A 19,268-nucleotide genomic window follows, 5' to 3' on the forward strand; every position below is an offset into this window, starting at 1 on the left:
CGGCCGTTGCGTGCTGCCCGGCGAGGGACGACCGCCGTCCCACGGGGGTGAGCGACGATGATGTCCGAAACGGGGCGGCAGGCCCGGCGGCGGTGGCGGAGGCGACTCGGCGCCAGGAGCGCCGGTGACTTCCGGGGCGGGGCCGGTGGGGCCGGTCCCAAGCGGTGGGTGTTCGCCGTGGACGGCGCCGGCGGACCGCTGGCGTTCGCCGCGCTTGTCGTCGTCGCCGTCCTCGTCGGCCGCGATCCCGAATTGCGCACCGCGGTATGGACGTTCGTGAGGGGGCTGTGACGGACGGCCCGTCAGCCGCCGTGGTGTGCTGCGACCGGGGAGAAGCCGTAGCCCGCCCGGCCGCCCGGTTCCTACGAAGCGGCCGGTCCCGCCGCCGGTGTCACCGATGCCAACTGCCGTGCCAGCCAGGTCGGTACGCCGCCGAGGAGGCGGAACAGCCGGCCCGCCTCGGCCCGCAGCCGGGAGGCGTCCGGCTCCACCTCCGCGTCCGCGAGGGACGCCAGCGCCGGGGCCGTACCGACGAGGTAGCCCAGCTCCTCGCGGATCCGCAGCGATTCCGCGAAGCCGTGCCGTGCCTCCGCCACCTCGCCGTCGCGCAGGGCGAGACCGGCCAGGTGCCGCCAGGTGAAGGAGAGCAGCAACGCGTCCCCGTGCGCGGAGGCGCCCGCGTGGGCGCGCCGGTAGGCGGCACGCGCCGCCTGCGGGGAGCGGGCGAGGTTCTCGGCGAGGAGCCCGCGCCGGAAGTCCAGCAGTGCCCGGCCCGGGGCGCCGGGCGGGATCAGCGCCGCGGCCCGGCCGAGGGCGGCCCGCGCCTCGTCCGCCCGGTCCCGTACGCCGTGCAGCGTGGCCGCGTACGCCAGTTGCCCGCGCTCACAGGCGGCGGCGCCCCGCTCCTCGTCGCTGTGGGCCTGTGCCTCGGCCGTACGCAGCGCGTCCTCGGCCTCCTCCCAGCCCCGCTCCGTGTACAGGCACCGCTCGACGAGCAGCGAGGCCCGCTGGAGCGACGCCTCGGCCGTCTCCGGTGGCAGAAGGGCTGCCGCGTCGGCCCAGCAGGCCCGTGAGCGCAGCCGCCACACCGCGGTCTGGAGGGGATCGTCGCTTGCGGTCGTTCCGGTACCGGTGGCGGTATGCGCCACGTTGCCCTCCCCGAGCACGCCATTGAGCTGTTGAGTGGTGGCCGCATTCCAGCACCAATCGCGGTACCGGGCCAAGGGGCTGGGTGAAGGATTTCACAAAGTCGTGGGACGCGGGGGGCGATCGGTGCCACCGGTGCCCCAGCGCCGTGACCTCAGCTCATGCGCAACGCGAGGAAGAAGTCGAGCTTGTCCTCCAGGCGCGAAAGGTCACGGCTCGTCAACTGCTCGATACGCCCCACCCGGTATCGCAGCGTGTTGACGTGCAGGTGCAGCCGGGTCGCACAGCGGGTCCAGGAGCCGTCGCACTCCAGGAACGCCTCCAGGGTCGGGATCAGCTCGGCGCGGTGCCGGCGGTCGTAGTCGCGCAGCGGGTCCAGGAGGCGGGCCGTGAAGGCACGCCGCACATCGTCCGGAACGAACGGCAGCAGCAGCACGTGCGAGGCCAGTTCGTGGTGGCCGGCCGCGCAGACCCGGCCGGTGCGGGCGGCGGCCACCCGGCGGGCGTGCCGTGCCTCCTCCAGGGCGCCGCGCAGCCCCTCGGCCGAGTGCACAGCGGCGCTGACGCCCAGTGTGAGCCGCCCGTCGTCGTCGAGCCCCGAGGACAGCGGCTCCCGCACGGCCTCCAGCAGGTTGTCGGCGAGGATGCCCGGCTCGGTCCCGCCGTGCTCCGTGGACACCGCGGGCAGCGGGACGAGCGCGATCGCCTCGTCGTCGGTATGGGCCACCGCGATCCGGTCGGAGTGCTCGGGGCCGGCCGACACCGGGGGCACCAAGATCTCCTCGAGCAGCGACTGGGCGACCGGGCCGCCCTCGATCTCCCCGCCGTCCCACTCGACCCGCGCCACGACCACCTGCCACAGCGGGGCCGCGCCCACTCCGGGCAGCAGCACGGGCGCGGCGACCCGCAGCCGGGCCGCGATCTCGGCGGGCGCGGCCCCGGTCTGCACCAGCTCCAGCACCTCCTGGGCGAGCCGCCGCCGCACGCCGCGGGCCGCGTCCCGGCGGTCCCGCTCCACCGCTATCAGCTGGGTGACGCCCTGGAGCAGATCGAGCCGCTCCGCGGGCCAGTCCCCGGCGTCCGCCTCGACGGCGAGCATCCAGTCGGACAGCACCGTCTCGCGCACGTCCTGTGCGGCGCTCCCCGAGCGGCCTTGGCTGCCGCGGACCGGGAAGAGCGAGTACGTCGCCGTATCGACCGTCACCCGGTGCGGTACCCGGCGGCCGGTACGCGCCGCCGCCAGATGCTCGGCGGCCAGTGTGGCGCACACGTCCGTGGTGAGCCCCGGATGCGGGCCCGCGATCGGCCGGCCGGTGGGGGAGAGCACCCAGGCCCGCAGGTCCAGGTCGGAGCCCAGCAGGTCCAGGACGACGTCCGGGCCGCCGCCCGCCGGACCCGAGGTCATCATCCGCCGGTGCCGGTCCACCACGGCCGCCAGGTCCCCGGCCCGCTCGCCGGAGACCTGGCGCACCACATGCTCGGTGATCGTGGCGAACGCCACGGACTCGTGCACGGCGAACAGCGGCAGCCTGTGCCGGGCGCAGGCCACGATCAGATCGTCCGGGATGTCGCCCAGCTCCGCCTCGCCCGCGGCGAGCGCGGCGACGCCCGCGCCCGCGAGAATGCGGACGAAGGGTTCGGAGTCCGCGGCGTCGTGCCGCCACGCCAGGCCCGTGAGGACCAGTTCACCGCCGGAGAGATAGCGGCTCGGGTCCTTGAGGTCCGTCGTCATCACACCGCGCACGGTGCGGTCCAGCTCGTCCTCGCCGCCGAGCAGCCGCAGCCCCAGCGCGTCGGTGTTGAGCAGTGCGCGCAGCCGCATGTCTCGTCGCCGCCGTTCTTGTCCGGAAATCCACGTTCGGTCAGGGTGAGAACCCGGCGGGCGGGTCCTCGGGCAGTGCCCAGGGCGTTGTCCTGGGCTTACGGAGGCCGCGCTCGCGATTCCCCCCGGGCCGGTGCCGTGTTTCCAGAGGAAAATGGAGAGGTTACAGACGGCCTCTGTTCATATGAATCTACAAGATGGTCGCCCTGGCCAGCCAACTCCTTCATGGTTTCGGTGACTGACCGCGGCGACGAGCCGAACGGTGTACTGAGCCCACCCCGCGTGAACAGGACATGAACGAGCCGGGCCCGCCGCACCCGATCCGGCTCGATCCCCACGCCCCACGAGACGAAGAAGAGAGCCGTTCATGGACTTCCTTCGCCCCGCAACATGGGAGGAGGCGCTCGCCGCCAAGGCGGAGCACCCCACCGCCGTGCCCATTGCGGGTGGCACCGATGTGATGGTCGAGATCAACTTCGACCACCGCCGGCCCGAGTACCTGATGGACCTGAACCGCATCGGCGAACTCCACGAGTGGGAGGCCGAAGGCGGCAGCGTGCGGCTCGGCGCTTCGGTCCCGTACTCGAAGATCATGGAGCAGCTGCGGACCGACCTGCCGGGCCTGGCTCTCGCCTCCCACACCGTCGCCTCACCGCAGATCCGCAACCGCGGCGGCGTCGGCGGCAACCTCGGCACCGCCTCCCCGGCCGGCGACGCCCATCCCGCCCTTCTCGCGGCCGGCGCCGAGGTCGAGGTCGCGTCGGTACGCGGCACCCGGCTGATCCCGATCGACGACTTCTACACCGGCGTGAAGCGCAACGCGCTCGCCCCGGACGAGCTGATCAGGGCCGTCCGTGTGAAGAAGGCCGACGGGCCGCAGCAGTACGCGAAGGTCGGCACCCGCAACGCGATGGTGATCGCGGTGTGCGCCTTCGGTCTCGCCCTGCACCCCGAGACCCGCACGGTCCGCACCGGCATCGGCTCCGCCGCCCCGACTCCCGTCCGGGCCCGGACCGCCGAGGAATTCCTGAACGCCGCGCTCGAGGAGGGCGGCTTCTGGGACAACGGCAGGATCATCACCCCGTCGCTCGCCCGGCAGTTCGCGGAACTGTGCGCGGCCGCGTGCAACCCGATCGACGACGTCCGGGGCACCGCGAACTACCGCCGCCACGCGGTCGGTGTCATGGCCCGCCGCACCCTGACCTGGACCTGGGAGTCGTACCGCGGCTCCGCCCGCACCTCGAAGGGAGCTGCGTGATGCGTGTCAACTTCACGGTGAACGGACGTCCGCAGGAAGCCGACGACGTGTGGGAGGGCGAGAGCCTGCTGTATGTCCTGCGCGAGCGGCTCGGCCTGCCGGGTTCGAAGAACGCCTGCGAGCAGGGTGAGTGCGGGTCCTGCACGGTCCGGCTGGACGGCGTGCCGGTGTGTTCCTGTCTGGTGGCCGCGGGGCAGGTCGAGGGCCGCGAGGTCGTGACGGTCGAGGGCCTCGCAGAGTACGCCAAGGAGCGCTCCTGCGGCACCGGCTCCTGCGGCACCGCCCTCGACGAGGCCAGGCGCTGGGCGGCCAAGGGCACCGTCTCGCAGACCGGCGAGGGCGTCGAACTGTCCCCGGTCCAGCAGGCGTTCATCGACGCGGGCGCGGTCCAGTGCGGCTTCTGCACCCCCGGTCTGCTGGTCGCCGCCGACGAGATGCTGGAGCGCAACCCCAGCCCCACCGACGAGGACATCCGCGAGGCGCTCTCCGGCAACCTGTGCCGCTGCACCGGCTACGAGAAGATCATGGACGCGGTCCGTCTGGCGGCCGCCCGGCAGTCCGAGGGGGTCTGAGAATGCCCAACGGCGCTCCCACGAAGATCACGCAGGGCTCGGGGACCAAGGGCGGCATCGGAGAGTCCACGCTCCGCCCGGACGGCACCCTCAAGGTCACCGGCGAGTTCGCGTACTCGTCCGACATGTGGCACGAGGACATGCTCTGGGGGCAGATCCTGCGCTCCACGGTCGCACACGCGGAGATCGTGTCCATCGACACGAGCGAGGCCCTCGCCACGCCCGGCGTGTACGCGGTCATGACGTACGACGACCTGCCGACCGGGGTGAGGACGTACGGCCTGGAGATCCAGGACACGCCGGTCCTCGCCCACGGCAGGGTGCGCCATCACGGCGAGCCCGTCGCGATCGTCGCGGCCGACCACCCGGAGACCGCCCGCCGCGCGGCCGCCAGGATCAAGGTCGAGTACCGCGAGCTGCCGGTCATCACCGACGAGGCCTCCGCGACCGCCCCGGACGCGATCCTGATCCACCACAACCGCACAGATCACCACGCCGGCCACGTCCCGCACCCGAACATCGTCCACCGCCAGCCGATCGTCCGCGGTGACGTCGAGGAGGCACGCCGGCGGGCCGATGTGATCGTCGAGGGCGAGTACCACTTCGGCATGCAGGACCAGGCGTTCCTCGGCCCCGAGTCCGGTCTCGCCGTGCCCGCGGAGGACGGCGGCGTCGACCTCTATGTAGCCACCCAGTGGCTGCACGCGGACCTCCGCCAGATCGCGCCCGTACTGGGCCTGCCCGAGGACAAGGTCCGGATGACCCTGTCGGGCGTCGGCGGCGCCTTCGGAGGCCGTGAGGACCTGTCGATGCAGATCCACGCCTGCCTGCTCGCCCTGCGCACCGGCAAACCGGTCAAGATCGTCTACAACCGGTTCGAGTCCTTCTTCGGGCACGTCCACCGCCACCCCGCGAAGCTGTACTACGAGCACGGGGCCACGAAGGACGGCAAGCTGACCCACGTCAGGTGCCGGATCGTCCTCGACGGCGGCGCGTACGCCTCCTCCTCCCCGGCCGTGGTCGGCAACGCGTCCTCGCTCGGCGTGGGCCCGTACGTCGTGGACGACGTCGACATAGAAGCCATCGCCCTCTACACCAACAACCCGCCCTGCGGTGCCATGCGCGGCTTCGGCGCGGTCCAGGCGTGCTTCGCCTACGAGGCCCAGATGGACAAGGTGGCCGGGAAACTCGGCATGGACCCGGTGGAGTTCCGCCGGCTGAACGCGATGTCCCAGGGCGCCGTCATGCCGACCGGGCAGGTCGTCGACTCCCCGGCGCCGGTCGCGGAGCTGCTGCGCCGCGTCAAGGCGAGGCCCATGCCGCCGGAGCGCCAGTGGGAGAGCTCCGAGGGCGCGGACATACGGCAGCTGCCGGGCGGACTGTCCAACACCACGCACGGCGAGGGTGTCGTCCGCGGCGTCGGCTACGCGGTCGGCATCAAGAACGTCGGCTTCTCCGAGGGCTTCGACGACTACTCCACCGCCAAGGTGCGCATGGAGGTCGTGGCCGGGGAGCCCGTCGCCACCGTGCACACGGCCATGGCGGAGGTCGGCCAGGGCGGCATCACCGTGCACGCGCAGATCGCCCGTACCGAGCTGGGCGTCAGCCGGGTGACGATCCACCCGGCGGACACACAGGTCGGATCGGCGGGTTCGACGTCCGCCTCCCGGCAGACCTACGTCACCGGAGGCGCCGTCAGACACGCCTGCGAGCTGGTCCGCGAGCGGGTCCTGGAGATCGGGCGCCGCAGGTTCGGCTCGTACCACCCCGCCTGGGCCACGGCCGAACTGCTCCTGGAGGGCGGCAAGGTCGTCACCGACGGCGGCGAGGTGCTCGCCGACCTGGTGGACGTCCTCGGCGACGAGGCCGTCGAGATCGAGCAGGAGTGGCGGCACCGGCCGACCGAGCCCTTCGACCTGCGCACCGGCCAGGGCGACGGACACGTCCAGTACTCCTTCGCCGCGCACCGTGCCGTGGTGGAGGTGGACACCGAGCTGGGCCTGGTGAAGGTCGTAGAACTGGCCTGCGCCCAGGACGTCGGCAAGGCCCTCAACCCGCTGTCCGTCGCCGGCCAGATCCAGGGCGGCACCACCCAGGGCCTCGGCATCGCGGTCATGGAGGAGATCGTCGTCGACCCCAGGACCGCGAAGGTGAGGAACCCCTCCTTCACGGACTATCTGATCCCCACCATCCTCGACACGCCGACCATCCCCGTCGACGTGCTCGAACTCGCCGACGACCATGCCCCGTACGGGCTGCGCGGCATCGGCGAGGCACCGACCCTGTCGTCCACTCCGGCGGTCCTCGCGGCGATCCGCAACGCGACGGGCCTGGAGCTGAACAGGACACCGGTGCGGCCCGAACACCTGACGGGCATGGCGTAATCCGCGGGACCCCGCGGCCGGGCGACAGCTCCACCAACGGCCTTCCCGGCGCCGGGCTGAAGTCCAGTACCACCCAGCGTCTCGGGCCGTCCCCCGGGTCGTGCAGATCCCAAATCCCGCCCCTCGCCCCCAGGCACGGGCGGGTGCCCCTGTGAACCTTGGGAGATGGCACCATGACCCAGCAGTCAGTGCAGCCCAGGACCACCGCCGAGGACGCGGGCGCGGGAGCCCGCGTCCCGGCCGGCAGATCCTGGCTCGACCGGTACTTCCACATATCCCGGCGTGGATCCAGCGTCGCGCGCGAGGTGCGCGGCGGCGTCACCACCTTCATGGCGATGGCGTACATCCTGCTGCTCAACCCCCTCATCCTCTCCGGCCGGGACGCGGCGGGGGACACCCTCGGTCGGCAGGCCCTGATCACCGCGACCGCGTTCGCGGCGGCCCTGACCACGCTGCTGATGGGTTTCGTCGGCAAGGTGCCGCTCGCCCTCGCCGCCGGCCTCTCCGTCTCCGGCGTCCTGTCCTCCCAGGTCGCCCCGCAGATGACCTGGCCGCAGGCCATGGGCATGTGCGTGCTGTACGGCGTGGTCATCATGCTGCTGGTCGTCACCGGCCTCCGCGAGATGATCATGAATGCGATCCCGCTGGCGCTCAAGCACGGCATCACCATGGGCATCGGCCTGTTCATCGCCCTCATCGGCCTGTACAAGGCCGGATTCGTCCACCAGGGCAGGGCCACCCCGCTCAGCCTGGGCCCGGCGGGACAGCTCACCGGCTGGCCCGTCCTCCTCTTCGCCGGCACCCTGCTGCTGATCTTCATGCTCCAGGCCCGCAACGTGCCCGGCGCCATCCTCATCGGCATCGTCAGCGGCACGGTCGTGGCCGCGCTCCTCGACGCCGCCGGGGTCGTCAAGGCCGGAGCCTGGGCGGGCGGGCCCCCCGAGCTGCACGGCAGCGCGGTCTCGATGCCCGACTTCTCGCTCTTCGGGCACGTCGCCTTCGGCGGCTGGGACAAGGTCGGCGCGATGACCGTCGGCGTGATCGTCTTCACCCTCGTCCTCGCCGGCTTCTTCGACGCGATGGCCACCATCATCGGCGTGGGCACCGAGGCCGGTCTCGCCGACGACAAGGGCCGGATGCCGGGCCTTTCCAAGGCCCTGTTCATCGACGGCGCGGGCGGTGCGATCGGCGGTGTGGCGGGCGGCTCCGGCCAGACCGTGTTCATCGAGTCCGCCACCGGCGTCGGCGAGGGCGCCCGCACGGGCCTCGCCTCGGTCGTCACCGGGCTGTTCTTCACGGCCTGCCTCTTCTTCACCCCGCTGACGGCGATCGTCCCGCAGGAGGTGGCCTCGGCCGCACTGGTGGTCATCGGTGCGATGATGCTGATGAACGCCCGTCATGTGGACTGGAGCGACCGCGCCACCGCGATCCCGGTCTTCGTGACCGTGGTCCTCATGCCGTTCACGTACACCATCACCACCGGTGTCGCCGCAGGTGTGATCGCGTATACCGCCATCAGGACAGCCCAGGGCAAGGCCCGCGAGATCGGCGCCTTCATGTGGGGCCTGACCGGGATCTTCCTGGTCTACTTCGCCCTCCATCCGATCGAGCACTGGCTGGGCGTCCGCTAGAGACCCCCGGTCCCGTCCTTCCCACACAGTGCCAAGGAGACCGACAGATGCTGGACATCGCCGACGAGCTGCACCGGTGGGCCGAGCAGGGACGCGACTTCGCCGTCGCCACGGTGGTGGCGGTCGGCGGCAGCGCCCCCCGCCAGCCCGGCGCCGCCCTCGCGGTGGACGCCGAGGGCACGGCGATCGGTTCGGTCTCCGGTGGCTGTGTGGAAGGGGCGGTCTACGAGCTGTGCCGGCAGGCTCTCCAGGACGGCGCAACCGTCTCGGAGCGGTTCGGCTACAGCGACGAGGACGCCTTCGCCGTGGGTCTCACCTGCGGCGGCGTCATCGACGTCCTCGTCACCCCGGTCCGGGCGGCCGACCCCGTCCGGCCGGTGGTGGCGTCCGTGCTGGCCGAAGCGGCCTCAGGCTCCGCCGCTGCGCTCGCACGGATCGTGACGGGTCCGGCACAGCTGCTCGGCCGCGCGCTGCTGGTACGTCCCGACGGCGGGTACGAGGGCGGCTTCGGCGCCCATCCGGAGCTGGACCGGACGGTGGCGGCCGAGGCGGGTGCCTTCCTCGACGTGGGCCGCACCGGCACCCTCGAGATCGGAGAGCAGGGCTCACACTGCGGAGCACCGCTCACGGTCCTGGTCGAGTCGTCCGTCCCGCCGCCCCGCATGATCGTGTTCGGCGCGATCGACTTCGCCTCCGCGCTGGTTCGCGTCGGCAAGTTCCTCGGCTACCACGTCACGGTCTGCGACGCGCGCCCGGTCTTCACCACCCGCGCCCGCTTCCCGGAGGCCGACGAGATCGTCGTGGAGTGGCCGCACCAGTACCTGGAGCGCACCCGGATCGACGCGCGCACCGTCCTGTGCGTCCTGACCCACGACGCCAAGTTCGACGTACCCCTGCTGAAGCTGGCGCTGCGCCTGCCGGTCGCGTACATCGGCGCGATGGGTTCCCGCCGCACCCATCTGGACCGCAACGAACGCCTGCGCGCGGTCGGCGTCACCGAGCTCGAACTGGCCCGTCTGAGGTCACCCATCGGCCTCGACCTCGGCGCCCGTACGCCCGAGGAGACGGCCCTGTCCATCGCCTCGGAGATCGTCGCGGCCCGCCGCGGCGGCAGCGGCGCCTCCCTCACCGGCGCCCACACCCCGATCCATCACGAGGTGCCCCGGGCGACGGCGCGGCGGATCGGCTCGGTGGCCTGAGCGTCAGGTGCGCAGCGGGGGAAGGCAGGCCAGTTGCACCCCGCGCGCGGCGCCGCGCCGCACCAGGGTTCCGCGCCCCGGCGGCCGGCGGCTCGGCTTGACACGCCCCAGCAGCGGCCCCTCGGAGGGATCGCCCGACAGCACGACCCCCTGCGGCCCGAGGTCGTTCATCTGCTGCAGAAACGGCTCGTACGACGCCCGGGCGGCTCCCTGTGCACTGCGCGCCAGCAGCACGCGCAGCCCCAGGTCTCGGGCGAGGGGAAGGTACTCCATCAGCGGCAGGAGCGGATTGCCGCTCCGGCCGGCGATCAGGTCGTAGTCGTCGATGAGCAGATAGGCGTCGGGACCCGTGTACCAGCTGCGGTCGCGCAGCTGCTCAGGTGTCACATCCGGCCCCGGTGCCCGGGCCGCGAGCGCCTCGCTGAGCTGTTCCGCCATGTCGGCGACCTGCCGCCCGGTGGCGCAGTAGGTCATCAGGTGGTCCTCGGGAACCGCCCCGAGCAGGCCCCGCCGGTAGTCGACCAGGATCAGCCTTGCCTGGACCGGCGTGTAGCGACGGCAGATCTGATGCGCCAGCATGCGCAGCAGCGAGGTCTTGCCGGACTCGGTCTCGCCGAAGGCGACGAACAGCGGCTCCTTCTCGAAGTCGATCAGGGCGGGCAGGAGGTCGGTGTCGTCGATCCCGACGGCGACCGCATGGCCGGGGAGCTTGCCGGGCTCCGGCAGTTCGTCGACGGTCACCAGTTCGGGCAGCGTGCGTACCGGCGGGGCGGGCGGCCCCGACCAGTGCTCGCGCACCTTCTGCACCAGCCGGGTCGTCGCGCTCTCCAGTGACTCGCCCTCGATGTCGTCGTCGAGTTTCGGCAGCGCGGTCAGCAGGTGCAGCCCGTCCCGGGACAGCCCGCGCCCCGGCATCCCCAGTGGCACGAGCGCGGCCTGCCGGTGGTCGATGTCGGACTCCACCGGGTCGCCGAGCCGCAGCTCGAACCCGTCGCCCAGGCAGTCGCGCAGCGCGGGGCGGACCTCGGCGTAACCCCGGGCGGCGCTGACCAGCAGATGCACCCCGACATCCGTGCCCCGCAGGGCGATGGCCATGACGGACGGCTCGAGGGTCTCGAAGTCGTTCCGCAGGGTCCCCCAGCCGTCGATCACCAGGAACACATCACCCCAGGGCTGATCCGGCCACTCACCGGCCGCACGGCGTTCCCGGTATTCGGCGACCGACTCGATCCGGTGTTCGCGGAAGAACCGTTCGCGCTCGTCGAGGACGCGCAGCACGTCGGCGACGGTGCGCCTGACACGCTCCGGGTTCAGCCGGGAGGACACGCCGCCCACATGAGGCAGCCCGGCCAGCGCCTCCAGTCGGCCGCCGCCGAAGTCCAGGCAGTAGAACTGCACTTCGGCGGGGGTGTGGGTGAGGGCGAACGAGAGGACGAGGGTGGCCAGGGCGGTCGACTTGCCGGACTGGCGCCCGCCGAAGACGAGGGCATGACCGGTGTTCCGGAAGTTCAGGGCCAGCACGTCCTGTCGCTGCTCGAACGGCCGGTCGACCAGGGCGAACGGGGCGCTGAGGGGCTGGGCCGGCCGTGGGATCTGCAGGCCGCGGTCCGGGACGACCTCCGGTGCGCGGCCGAACAGAGTGCCCAACGTGGGCGATTCGGTCAGGGGCGGGAGCCAGATCCGGCGGGCGGCGGGCCCGGTGGCCGACAGCTGGGCGACGACTGCCTCCAACAGCGACGCCGAGCCGTCGACGTCGTCCACGCCCGCGCCCACGACGGGGCCCGACACGTACGCGGCCTTGAAACGGACCGGCAGGCCCGTCCCGCCGTCCCTCAGGAACCCGGTGCCCGGCTCCGGTGGCAGGTGGTGGGCGTCGGGGTTGCCCAGCGCCGCCCGGGAGTCGGTGGCGGACGAGGTGCGCAGCGCGATGCGGTACGACAGATACGTGTCCAGCCCGCGCAGCCTGCCTTCCTCAAGCCGCTGTGAGGCCAGCAGCAGGTGGACGCCCAGCGATCGGCCCAGACGGGCGACGGACACGAGCAGCTCCACGAAATCCGGTACGGCGTCGAGGAGTTCGACGAACTCGTCGATCACCACGAGCAGCGCCGGGAGCGGCGGCAGGTCGGGCCGGGTGGTGGCGCGCTGCCGGTCGTACTCGTAGGCGCCGGACACGCCGTGGGCCCGCAGCCACTCCTGGCGCCTGCTCAGTTCACCGCTGAGGACGTCGCGCATCCGCGCCACAAGCAGCAGATCGCCCTCCAGGCCGGTGATGGCGCCCGCCATATGGGGCAGGCCCGTCAGACCCGCGAACGTGCCGCTGCCCTTGAAGTCGGCCAGGACGAAGGACAGTTCCTCCGCGGAGTGCCGCAGGGCGAGGCCGAGCACGATCGTGCGCAGCAGTTCCGACTTGCCGGAGCCGGACGCCCCGACGCACAGGCCGTGCGGCCCCATACCCTCCTGTGCCGCCTCCTTGAGGTCGAGCAGCACGGTCTGGCCCGCGTCGCCCACCGCGAAGGGCACCGTCAGTCGCTCCCGGGGGGACCCGCGGTCGCGCAGTGACGGGAGATCCAGCGCGGCCGGGTTGTTGCCGATGCCGAACAGCCGGAGGAAGGACTCGCCCGACGCGCCGGTGCGGGACTGGGCGAGGAGCCGCGACAGACCCGGGCGCCGGTTGCTCCACCCCTGCCGCACAAGTTCCGCCGTCTCCGTCAGCGACTCCCGTGCCGACACGGGCCCGGTGCCGTCGTCGAACCGCGGAACCGCCACCCGGAAGCGTCTGCGCCGGCACAGCGCCCACCCCACCGCGATCCCGGACGCCAGAGCCGCGTCGACATGGGACTCCTCGGGTGCGTCGAGGGCGAGTTCCAGCCGCGTCCCCAGAAGGCCCAGCAGGTCCGCCGAGAAGTCGCTCCAGCGGCGCGCAGTGACCAGCAGGTGGACACCGTAGTTCAGGCCCGTGTTGGCCAGCCGGTGCACCGTGTCGGCGAAGTCCGGGTACTCCCAGCAGAAGTCGAGCCAGCCGTCGACGACGAGGAAGACATCGCCGGCGGCCCCCGCCTCGACGCGGTCGGTGGTGCGCAGCGCGCGGAACGCCTCGATGGAGTCGATGTCGAGGTTGCGGAACAGCGTGCGCCGGGTGGACAGGACGGCCCTGACCGCGGTGAGGGTGCCCTCGACCGCGTCGTGCTCGTGCGGCGCCGCGATCGTCCGCACATGCGGCAGCGAGCGTAGTACTCCGAGCCGGTTCACCGCCCCCTCCAGCAGGTAGAACTCGGCCTCGCGCGGCGTGTGGGTCAGGGCCAGCGACATGATCAGTGAACGCAGCAGGGTGGTCTTGCCGCTGCCCAGCTTGCCGACGACCGCGGCGTTGCCGTCCCTGCTGGAGAAGTCGACGCACATGAGGTCGTCGACGGTGCCGTTCTCCAGCCGCCCGATGGGCGCGACGAGCCGCGAGGCGCCCTCCCAGGCGTCACAGATGAAGCCGCGGTCCATGGTGTCCACGGGGGTCGGAAGCAGCGAGCCGAGCGCGAGTTCCTCGGCCACCGTGGCCCTGGCGGCGGGTCCCGCGGCCGGGTCGATCCACGGCGCGTAGGCCAGGGGGACGTTTCCCTCCCACTGCCCGGACTTGGTGGGGGTCTGTTCCGGCCCCGCCTGGTTGATCACCGTGTCGTGGGCGTAGGTGTACAGCTCCTCCGGAGTGATCACCCCGTCCCGGTTCAGGTCCGCCAGGCCCGTGCTCAGCCCCTCGATCACGGCGGCGGTGAACCGGGGCGCCGACAGACTGTTGTCCAGGGTCAACAGGTCGCCGTCGTAGGCGTATTCCAGCGCTGTCGACGCGGTGATGACGAAGGTGCCCCGCCCGGCGAGCGCGGCCTCCACGTCCACGGGAGCGGGGGACAGCGGCGCCCCACGGTGGAAGAGGCCGCTGTAACAGCAGTCCAGCAGCACGATCTTGGTACGGGCCTCGCACTCGTCGAGGAGGTGGTGGATGAAGGAGGCCGGGATGGCGGTGGCGTGCGGGCGCCTCAGCTGTGTGCCGAGGGTCGCGAAGAACAGCCGGTCGGCGTCGTTGCGGATGCCGTGGCAGGCGAAGTAGAGCAGCACCAAATCGTCGGGCGACCGGTCGCTGAGGACGTCCTCGACGGCCGCCTCGATCTCGTGCTTGGGCCGGTTCAGCAGCTCCCGCACGAGGTCGAAGCGCCCGATCGCGGAGTCCCGCAGCAGCGCCCCCAGCTCGGTGGCGCCCCGGGCCGGGGCCCTGAGCTGGTTGAGGCCCGGGTCCTGGTAGCCGTCAGTCGCGACCAGCAGCGCGATCCGGCGTCCCGCCATCGCCAACCCCCGGTTCGCCACTGGTCTCCCGGTCCGCGACGGTGGCGGACCCGGCGCCGATACGGGCGGTGACCGCCTCGACCAGCGCATGGTGGTCCCCGGCGGACAGGGCGCCGAACGACCCCTTGGCTCCGTCGATCTCCCACTCGACCGAACGTGCTTTCGACCGCTGGAGGAAGGCCACGACGACGTTGCTCACGGCCTTGACCGTGGCGGCGGAGAACGCGCCGCTGAGGACGAGCACCGCAAGGTCGTGTCCCGGGCCTGCCATCGAGCCCGCAGGCGGCGGCACCGTCCCGCGTGCGACACGGAGGACGCCGAGGGTCTTCAGATCGCTGTGGAGCCGACGTACCTGACGATCCGTCTGCTCTGCCGTGGCCTGCGGCCCGGAGTCGATCCGCAGTTCCAGCCGCGGGCTCTCCTCGTGCACGGTGTCCCCTTCCCCAGGTGTCCGTAGCGTCGGCGCGCCCTGTGATCGTATCGGCTCGTGGCCGTAGGCGTGGTCCAGGCGCACACGTTCGCAGCCCGCCTTCAACGTCGTGAGGAGATGGCCGCCCGGCGCGAGGATGCGGTGGAACTGACGGAAGCGCAGCGGAAGTTCGTGCGGCGGAGTGTGCACCGTGGAGTGCCGGACGAGGGCTTGGGACTGTCGTCCGACTCGTTCCTGAGCAGCCGTTCGTAGTCCGCGGCGACGGCGTCGAACGACGCCCTGGTGGTCTCGAGGTGTGCGGCATCGGTCATGGGGGTGGACTGGGTATCGGTCATGGGGGTGGACGGTAGGGGCGGCCAATAGCACCAGGGTCCGGATCCGGCCGCAGCAGCCCGTCCACCGCCCGCCCGAACACCCGCCGGGCCAGCCACCCGAGCGGTGAGTCGAAGAGTCCCGGCAGACGGCGTACGGCCAGCTCCTCCCGCCACACCACGCGCGCGTACCGGTCCCCGTGCGGGTGCACCTCGACCTCCGCCCACCCGGTGACGAGACCACCCCGCTTGGCCAGGCGGCACCACGTCGGAGGCCGCCAGTCGACCACTTCCATCGGGTCGTCGAAGGTGAGCGGTCCCACCCCGGTACGGGCCACGAACACCGTTCCGACATCCGTCGGCGCGGGCGTCAGCACCGTGACCCGGGTCAGCGGCACCACGTCGCCGTGGCGGGGCCAGTCCGTGAGCCGCGCCCAGGCCTGTTCGACGGGCAACGGGACGACGCGTTCGAGGCGGAAGAGGACCACGGGGGGATGGTACGCGGTTGATGCCCTGGTTTGCGGTGATCGAGTGATCGAGTGGCTGTCGGCGACCCGGCAGGGCGGCCGAGGGGCCCCGGGCCTGCCTGTGACGCGCCTGTGACAGGACGAGTGGCCTCCGCCACAGCCCGGCTCCGGTGGCCCTGATGAGGTGATCGGATGCCTACGACCGTTCTCCCGAACGCGGCAGCTCCCCTGACCGCGGCGCAGGACGTGTGACCGGTGATGGATCTGCTCGCGCTGTTCGGCCCGCCGGCCCTCACCGTCGTACTCACGCCGCTCGCCGTCGTCTTGTACCGGTACTGGGCGCGGACCCGGCAGCCGTCGCCGGCGAAGCGGTGGGCGGTGGCCGGCTCCGTCATCGCCCTGGCCGGTTACGGCGCGGCGACGGTGTACGGGATCGCGTTCCTTCGCCCCCTGGACCTGTGCGCCTCGAAGACCGGCGACGGCGTGTACATGGACACGATGCGCGACTACGCCCTCGACCGTGTGACGGTGGATGTGTTCCCGCCCCGGGTGACCTGCGTCTGGGGCCGGGTCATGCCGGACGGCGATCCGCAGGAACTCTTCGCCTCCCTCTGGGGCCGGTGGCTGATGTTCGCGGGGCTCGCCGTCGTCGCCGCATCGGCGGTGCGGGCCGTCCTCGACCTCCCACGCAAGCCGCTTCGCTGAGCGGACGGGATGGCCTGGGCGGCCCGGCGGGGGCAGTCCGTCGCCCGACCGCTCAGAGCCAGTCCCGCCGCTTGAAGATGACGTACAGGCTGGTGCAGACCACCGCCATCAGCACGATCGCGAAGGGGTATCCGAACACCCAGTGCAACTCCGGCATGTGCGAGAAGTTCATGCCGTAGATCGTCCCGACCAGTGTGGGAGCGAACAGAATGGCCGCCCACGACGAGATCTTCTTGATCTCCTCGTTCTGTTCGAAGCCCGCCTCCGCCAACGCCCGCATCTCGGCGTTCTGTTCCTGGGTGACGAGTGTCGCGTTGACGGTCAGGATGTCCGCAAGGGCCTGGCGGAAGCTGTCGACGCGTTCGCTGGTGTGCGTGACGTGGTCCGCCACGTCACGCAGATAACGCTGGAGTTCCTCGTCCGTCCCGTACTTCGCGAAGCCCGCCATCAGGCCGTTCAGCATGCCGACCAGGGGGCGGGTGGCGCGCTGGAACTCCACCATCTCGCGGGACAGTTCGTAGATGCGGCGGGAGACCTCCGGGTCGCCGCGGAAGACCTCGGTCTCGATCTCGTCGATGTCGTTCTGCACGCCGTTGACCACAGGGGCGTATCCGTCCACGACCGCGTCCAGGATCGCGTACAGCACCGCCTCCGGGCCCAGCTTCAGCAGCTCGGGCGACTCCTCCATGCGGTGACGGACGGCCGACAGGTCCGGGGCCGCACCATGGCGGACCGTGATCACGAAGTCCGGGCCCACGAACACATGCAGCTCACCGAAGTCGACCTCCTCCGGCGCGTCCAGATAGCGGGCGGCGCGCAGCACGACGAACAGGGTGTCGCCGTACCGCTCCAGCTTCGGCCGCTGATGCGCCTCCAGGGCGTCCTCCACCGCGAGCGGGTGCAGATCGAACTCGGCCGCCAGGGAGAGCAGTTCCGACTCGGTGGGGCGGGCCAGCCCGATCCACGCCATGCCGTCCGGGTCCTCGCGCAGTTCGCGGAAGGTGTCGGCGAGCGACGCGGGGGAGGAGATGCGGACGCCGTCCCGGTACAGCGCCGCCTGCACGATGCTGCCCGCCTCCGGGGGCTCCGGGGGTGCCGGGTCGGGCCGGGGCGCCGGTGGGTTCGGGGGCGGCGCCGTCGCCTGTACCAGGGCGCGGCGCCATACCGGCTTGCGGCCGTTGCCGGCGGCGGGGCGGGCGCGGCGCTCGGCCATCGCGGCTGCCTCCCGTATCGAACGTACGTCTGTCGATCCCGGAGAAGGATATAGGGCGATACTACCTTTTTCTGCAAGAAGCCAGGTCAGGGGCCGTGTCGACTGATCCACAACGCGCCGGCCGGGAAACGCCTGGCCCAGGAAGCCGACTCCCACGCCGGGTTCGTGCGGTCGTCGACCACGTCGCCCGTCGACCGCTTCACCCAGCCTGTCACCTGCCTGAGCGGGCCGTACCCCTCTCCCCAGCCCCCACAGTTCGTTCATCGTCCGCGCAGGCTCGGCCTGTCTCCGGGGGACGTCGAGGAGCGAATCAGCCTCGCGAGCCGCTCGCAGCAATTCGCAGGCGAGACGGTCGCCCCGGCCTAGTTCGCTCGGCTTCGGCTGACGGCGATCTCACCCACGCCGTGAGGCGGGGCCACCCTTGCGGACGGAAACCGACCGCAAGCGGGGCTAGCGTGCATGCCATGACGAAGACGAGCCGCGCGCCACGGACGGCAGCCGGAAGGGGGGCCACGGCCCCCGCGCCCCGCAACGCGTCCCCTGGGGAGGCCGCGGCCCCCGTCCTCCACCCCCGCGCCCTCAACCGGGCCACCCTCGCCCGTCAGCTCCTGCTCCGCCGGTCGCCGCTGTCCGCGAAGGCCGCCGCGACCCACCTTCTCGGGCTCCAGGCGCAGAACGTCCAGCCCCCTTACTTCGCGCTCGCCGCCCGACTGGAGGGCTTCGCCCCCGAGCACCTCTCGGTGCTCATGGCCGACCGCGAGGTGGTTCGCATCGTCACCCTGCGCTCCACCCTTCACACCCACACCGCCGAGGACTGCCTGTCCCTGCGTCCCCTGGTCCAGCCCGCCCGCGACCGCGAGCTCGGCGTCTTCCGCACGGGTCTGGCCGGCGTCGACCTGGACCGCCTCACCGCGCTCGCCCGCGACCTCGTCGAGGCCGAGCCCCGCACCATGAAGCAGCTGCGCGAGGCACTGCTCGCCGAGTGGCCGCACGCCGACCCGGGGGCGCTCGCCGTCGCCGCCCGCTGCCGGCTTCCACTGGTCCAGGTCACCCCGCGCGGCCTGTGGGGCAGGAGCGGCCAGGTCGCGCTCACCACCGCCGAGCGCTGGCTCGGCCGCGCCGCCGGGCCGGCCCCGGCGCCGGAGGAGACCGTGCTGCGTTACCTCGCCGCCTTCGGCCCGGCGTCCGTCAAGGACATGCAGACCTGGGCCGGCCTGACCCGGCTGAAGGACGCCTTCGAACGTCTCCGCCCCCGCCTCCTCGCCTTCCGCGACCACAAAGGCGTCGAACTCTTCGACCTCCCCGACGCCCCCCGGCCCGACCCGGACACCCCCGCCCCGCCACGATTCCTGCCCGAGTACGACAATCTGCTGCTCTCCCACGCGGACCGCACCCGGGTCGTGCCCGCCGGCCTCAAGGGCCGCAGCCGGCAGGGTAACCAGGCGTACCGCACGCTGCTCGTCGACGGTTTCCTGGCGGGTGTGTGGACGCTGGAGGAGGGCGCGCTGGTGATCGAGCCCTTCGGCACACTCGGCAAGGCGCAACGGCAGGAGGTGACCGCCGAGGGCGAGCGGATGCTCGCGGTCATGTATCCGGAGGCCGCCCATGACATCCGGTTCGGGACCGTCGTACGACGGTGACGGCCGGCCGCCTGCAGCCGCGTGCGGGGAGCACGAGAAGCGTGGGGGGGGGCCCGGGGGGGCCCCCCCCCCCCGGGGGGGGGGGGGGGGGGGGGGGGGGGCCCCCCGCGGGGGGCGCCCCCCCCCCCCGCCACAAACAAAAGGGGGAAAAAGAAAAACAA

General features: G+C 72.1%; 15 protein-coding genes. 8 read left to right on the plus strand and 7 right to left on the minus strand.

Translation table 11 applies throughout. The features are described from left to right. The first annotated feature begins 57 nt into the window (after nt 1-57). Nucleotides 58-291, plus strand: a complete 234-nt coding sequence (locus ABZ876_RS20190; protein WP_361782632.1) for a hypothetical protein — start codon at nt 58-60, stop codon at nt 289-291. A 71-nt stretch (nt 292-362) separates the two neighbouring features. Here the strand turns inward: ABZ876_RS20190 and ABZ876_RS20195 are convergent, their stop codons facing one another. Both ABZ876_RS20195 and ABZ876_RS20200 read right to left on the minus strand, forming a co-directional pair. Beyond that, nucleotides 363-1,148: a hypothetical protein gene (locus ABZ876_RS20195; protein ID WP_361782635.1), complete on the minus strand. Its 786-nt coding sequence runs from the start codon at nt 1,146-1,148 to the stop codon at nt 363-365. Between the two features lie 152 nt (nt 1,149-1,300). After that, entirely contained in the window at nt 1,301-2,968 is a 1,668-nt protein-coding gene (locus ABZ876_RS20200; RefSeq protein ID WP_361782638.1) for a PucR family transcriptional regulator ligand-binding domain-containing protein, read from the minus strand. A gap of 367 nt (nt 2,969-3,335) precedes the next feature. Here ABZ876_RS20200 and ABZ876_RS20205 point away from each other — a divergent pair, with 367 nt between their 5' ends. From ABZ876_RS20205 to ABZ876_RS20225, 5 genes are all read left to right on the plus strand, one after another. Further along, nucleotides 3,336-4,226, plus strand: a complete 891-nt coding sequence (locus ABZ876_RS20205) for a xanthine dehydrogenase family protein subunit M (protein ID WP_361782641.1) — start codon at nt 3,336-3,338, stop codon at nt 4,224-4,226. Further along, nucleotides 4,226-4,798, plus strand: a complete 573-nt coding sequence (locus ABZ876_RS20210; protein WP_361782644.1) for a (2Fe-2S)-binding protein — start codon at nt 4,226-4,228, stop codon at nt 4,796-4,798. The genes ABZ876_RS20205 and ABZ876_RS20210 overlap by 1 nt, the downstream gene beginning before the upstream one ends. 2 nt (nt 4,799-4,800) lie before the next feature. Continuing rightward, nucleotides 4,801-7,182, plus strand: a complete 2,382-nt coding sequence (pucD, locus tag ABZ876_RS20215; RefSeq protein ID WP_361782647.1) for a xanthine dehydrogenase subunit D — start codon at nt 4,801-4,803, stop codon at nt 7,180-7,182. Between the two features lie 173 nt (nt 7,183-7,355). Continuing rightward, nucleotides 7,356-8,813 (plus strand): NCS2 family permease, encoded by a 1,458-nt coding sequence (locus ABZ876_RS20220; RefSeq protein WP_361782650.1) that lies wholly within the window; start codon nt 7,356-7,358, stop codon nt 8,811-8,813. A 47-nt stretch (nt 8,814-8,860) separates the two neighbouring features. Then, nucleotides 8,861-10,012 (plus strand): XdhC/CoxI family protein, encoded by a 1,152-nt coding sequence (locus ABZ876_RS20225; protein WP_361782653.1) that lies wholly within the window; start codon nt 8,861-8,863, stop codon nt 10,010-10,012. Nucleotides 10,013-10,015: 3 nt separating this feature from the next. Here the strand turns inward: ABZ876_RS20225 and eccCb are convergent, their stop codons facing one another. The 4 genes from eccCb to ABZ876_RS20245 all read right to left on the minus strand — a co-directional run bounded on the left by eccCb (nt 10,016) and on the right by ABZ876_RS20245 (nt 15,570). After that, nucleotides 10,016-14,341 (minus strand): type VII secretion protein EccCb, encoded by a 4,326-nt coding sequence (eccCb, locus tag ABZ876_RS20230; RefSeq protein WP_361782656.1) that lies wholly within the window; start codon nt 14,339-14,341, stop codon nt 10,016-10,018. Beyond that, nucleotides 14,304-14,771 (minus strand): hypothetical protein, encoded by a 468-nt coding sequence (locus tag ABZ876_RS20235; RefSeq protein WP_361782659.1) that lies wholly within the window; start codon nt 14,769-14,771, stop codon nt 14,304-14,306. Before ABZ876_RS20235 ends, eccCb begins: the two co-directional genes overlap by 38 nt. A 101-nt stretch (nt 14,772-14,872) precedes the next feature. Continuing rightward, nucleotides 14,873-15,106 carry a hypothetical protein gene (locus tag ABZ876_RS20240; RefSeq protein WP_361782662.1) on the minus strand — a complete coding sequence of 78 codons (234 nt, stop codon included), beginning with the start codon at nt 15,104-15,106 and terminating at the stop codon, nt 14,873-14,875. Next, nucleotides 15,103-15,570: an SRPBCC family protein gene (locus ABZ876_RS20245; protein WP_361782665.1), complete on the minus strand. Its 468-nt coding sequence runs from the start codon at nt 15,568-15,570 to the stop codon at nt 15,103-15,105. Before ABZ876_RS20245 ends, ABZ876_RS20240 begins: the two co-directional genes overlap by 4 nt. 234 nt (nt 15,571-15,804) lie before the next feature. Between ABZ876_RS20245 and ABZ876_RS20250 the strand changes: the two genes are divergently transcribed. Beyond that, on the plus strand, nt 15,805-16,254 hold the full coding sequence (locus tag ABZ876_RS20250) for a hypothetical protein (protein WP_361782668.1): 450 nt from the start codon (nt 15,805-15,807) through the stop codon (nt 16,252-16,254). Between the two features lie 52 nt (nt 16,255-16,306). Here the strand turns inward: ABZ876_RS20250 and ABZ876_RS20255 are convergent, their stop codons facing one another. Beyond that, nucleotides 16,307-17,467 (minus strand): magnesium and cobalt transport protein CorA, encoded by a 1,161-nt coding sequence (locus tag ABZ876_RS20255; RefSeq protein ID WP_361782671.1) that lies wholly within the window; start codon nt 17,465-17,467, stop codon nt 16,307-16,309. A gap of 464 nt (nt 17,468-17,931) precedes the next feature. Between ABZ876_RS20255 and ABZ876_RS20260 the strand changes: the two genes are divergently transcribed. Then, a complete protein-coding gene (locus ABZ876_RS20260) occupies nt 17,932-19,107 on the plus strand; it encodes a winged helix DNA-binding domain-containing protein (protein WP_361782674.1) in 1,176 nt (391 codons plus the stop codon). Nucleotides 19,108-19,268: the final 161 nt, after the last annotated feature.

Origin of the sequence: Streptomyces sp. NPDC046931, assembly GCF_040644655.1 — a bacterium.
In the GTDB taxonomy this organism is placed as follows: domain Bacteria; phylum Actinomycetota; class Actinomycetes; order Streptomycetales; family Streptomycetaceae; genus Streptomyces.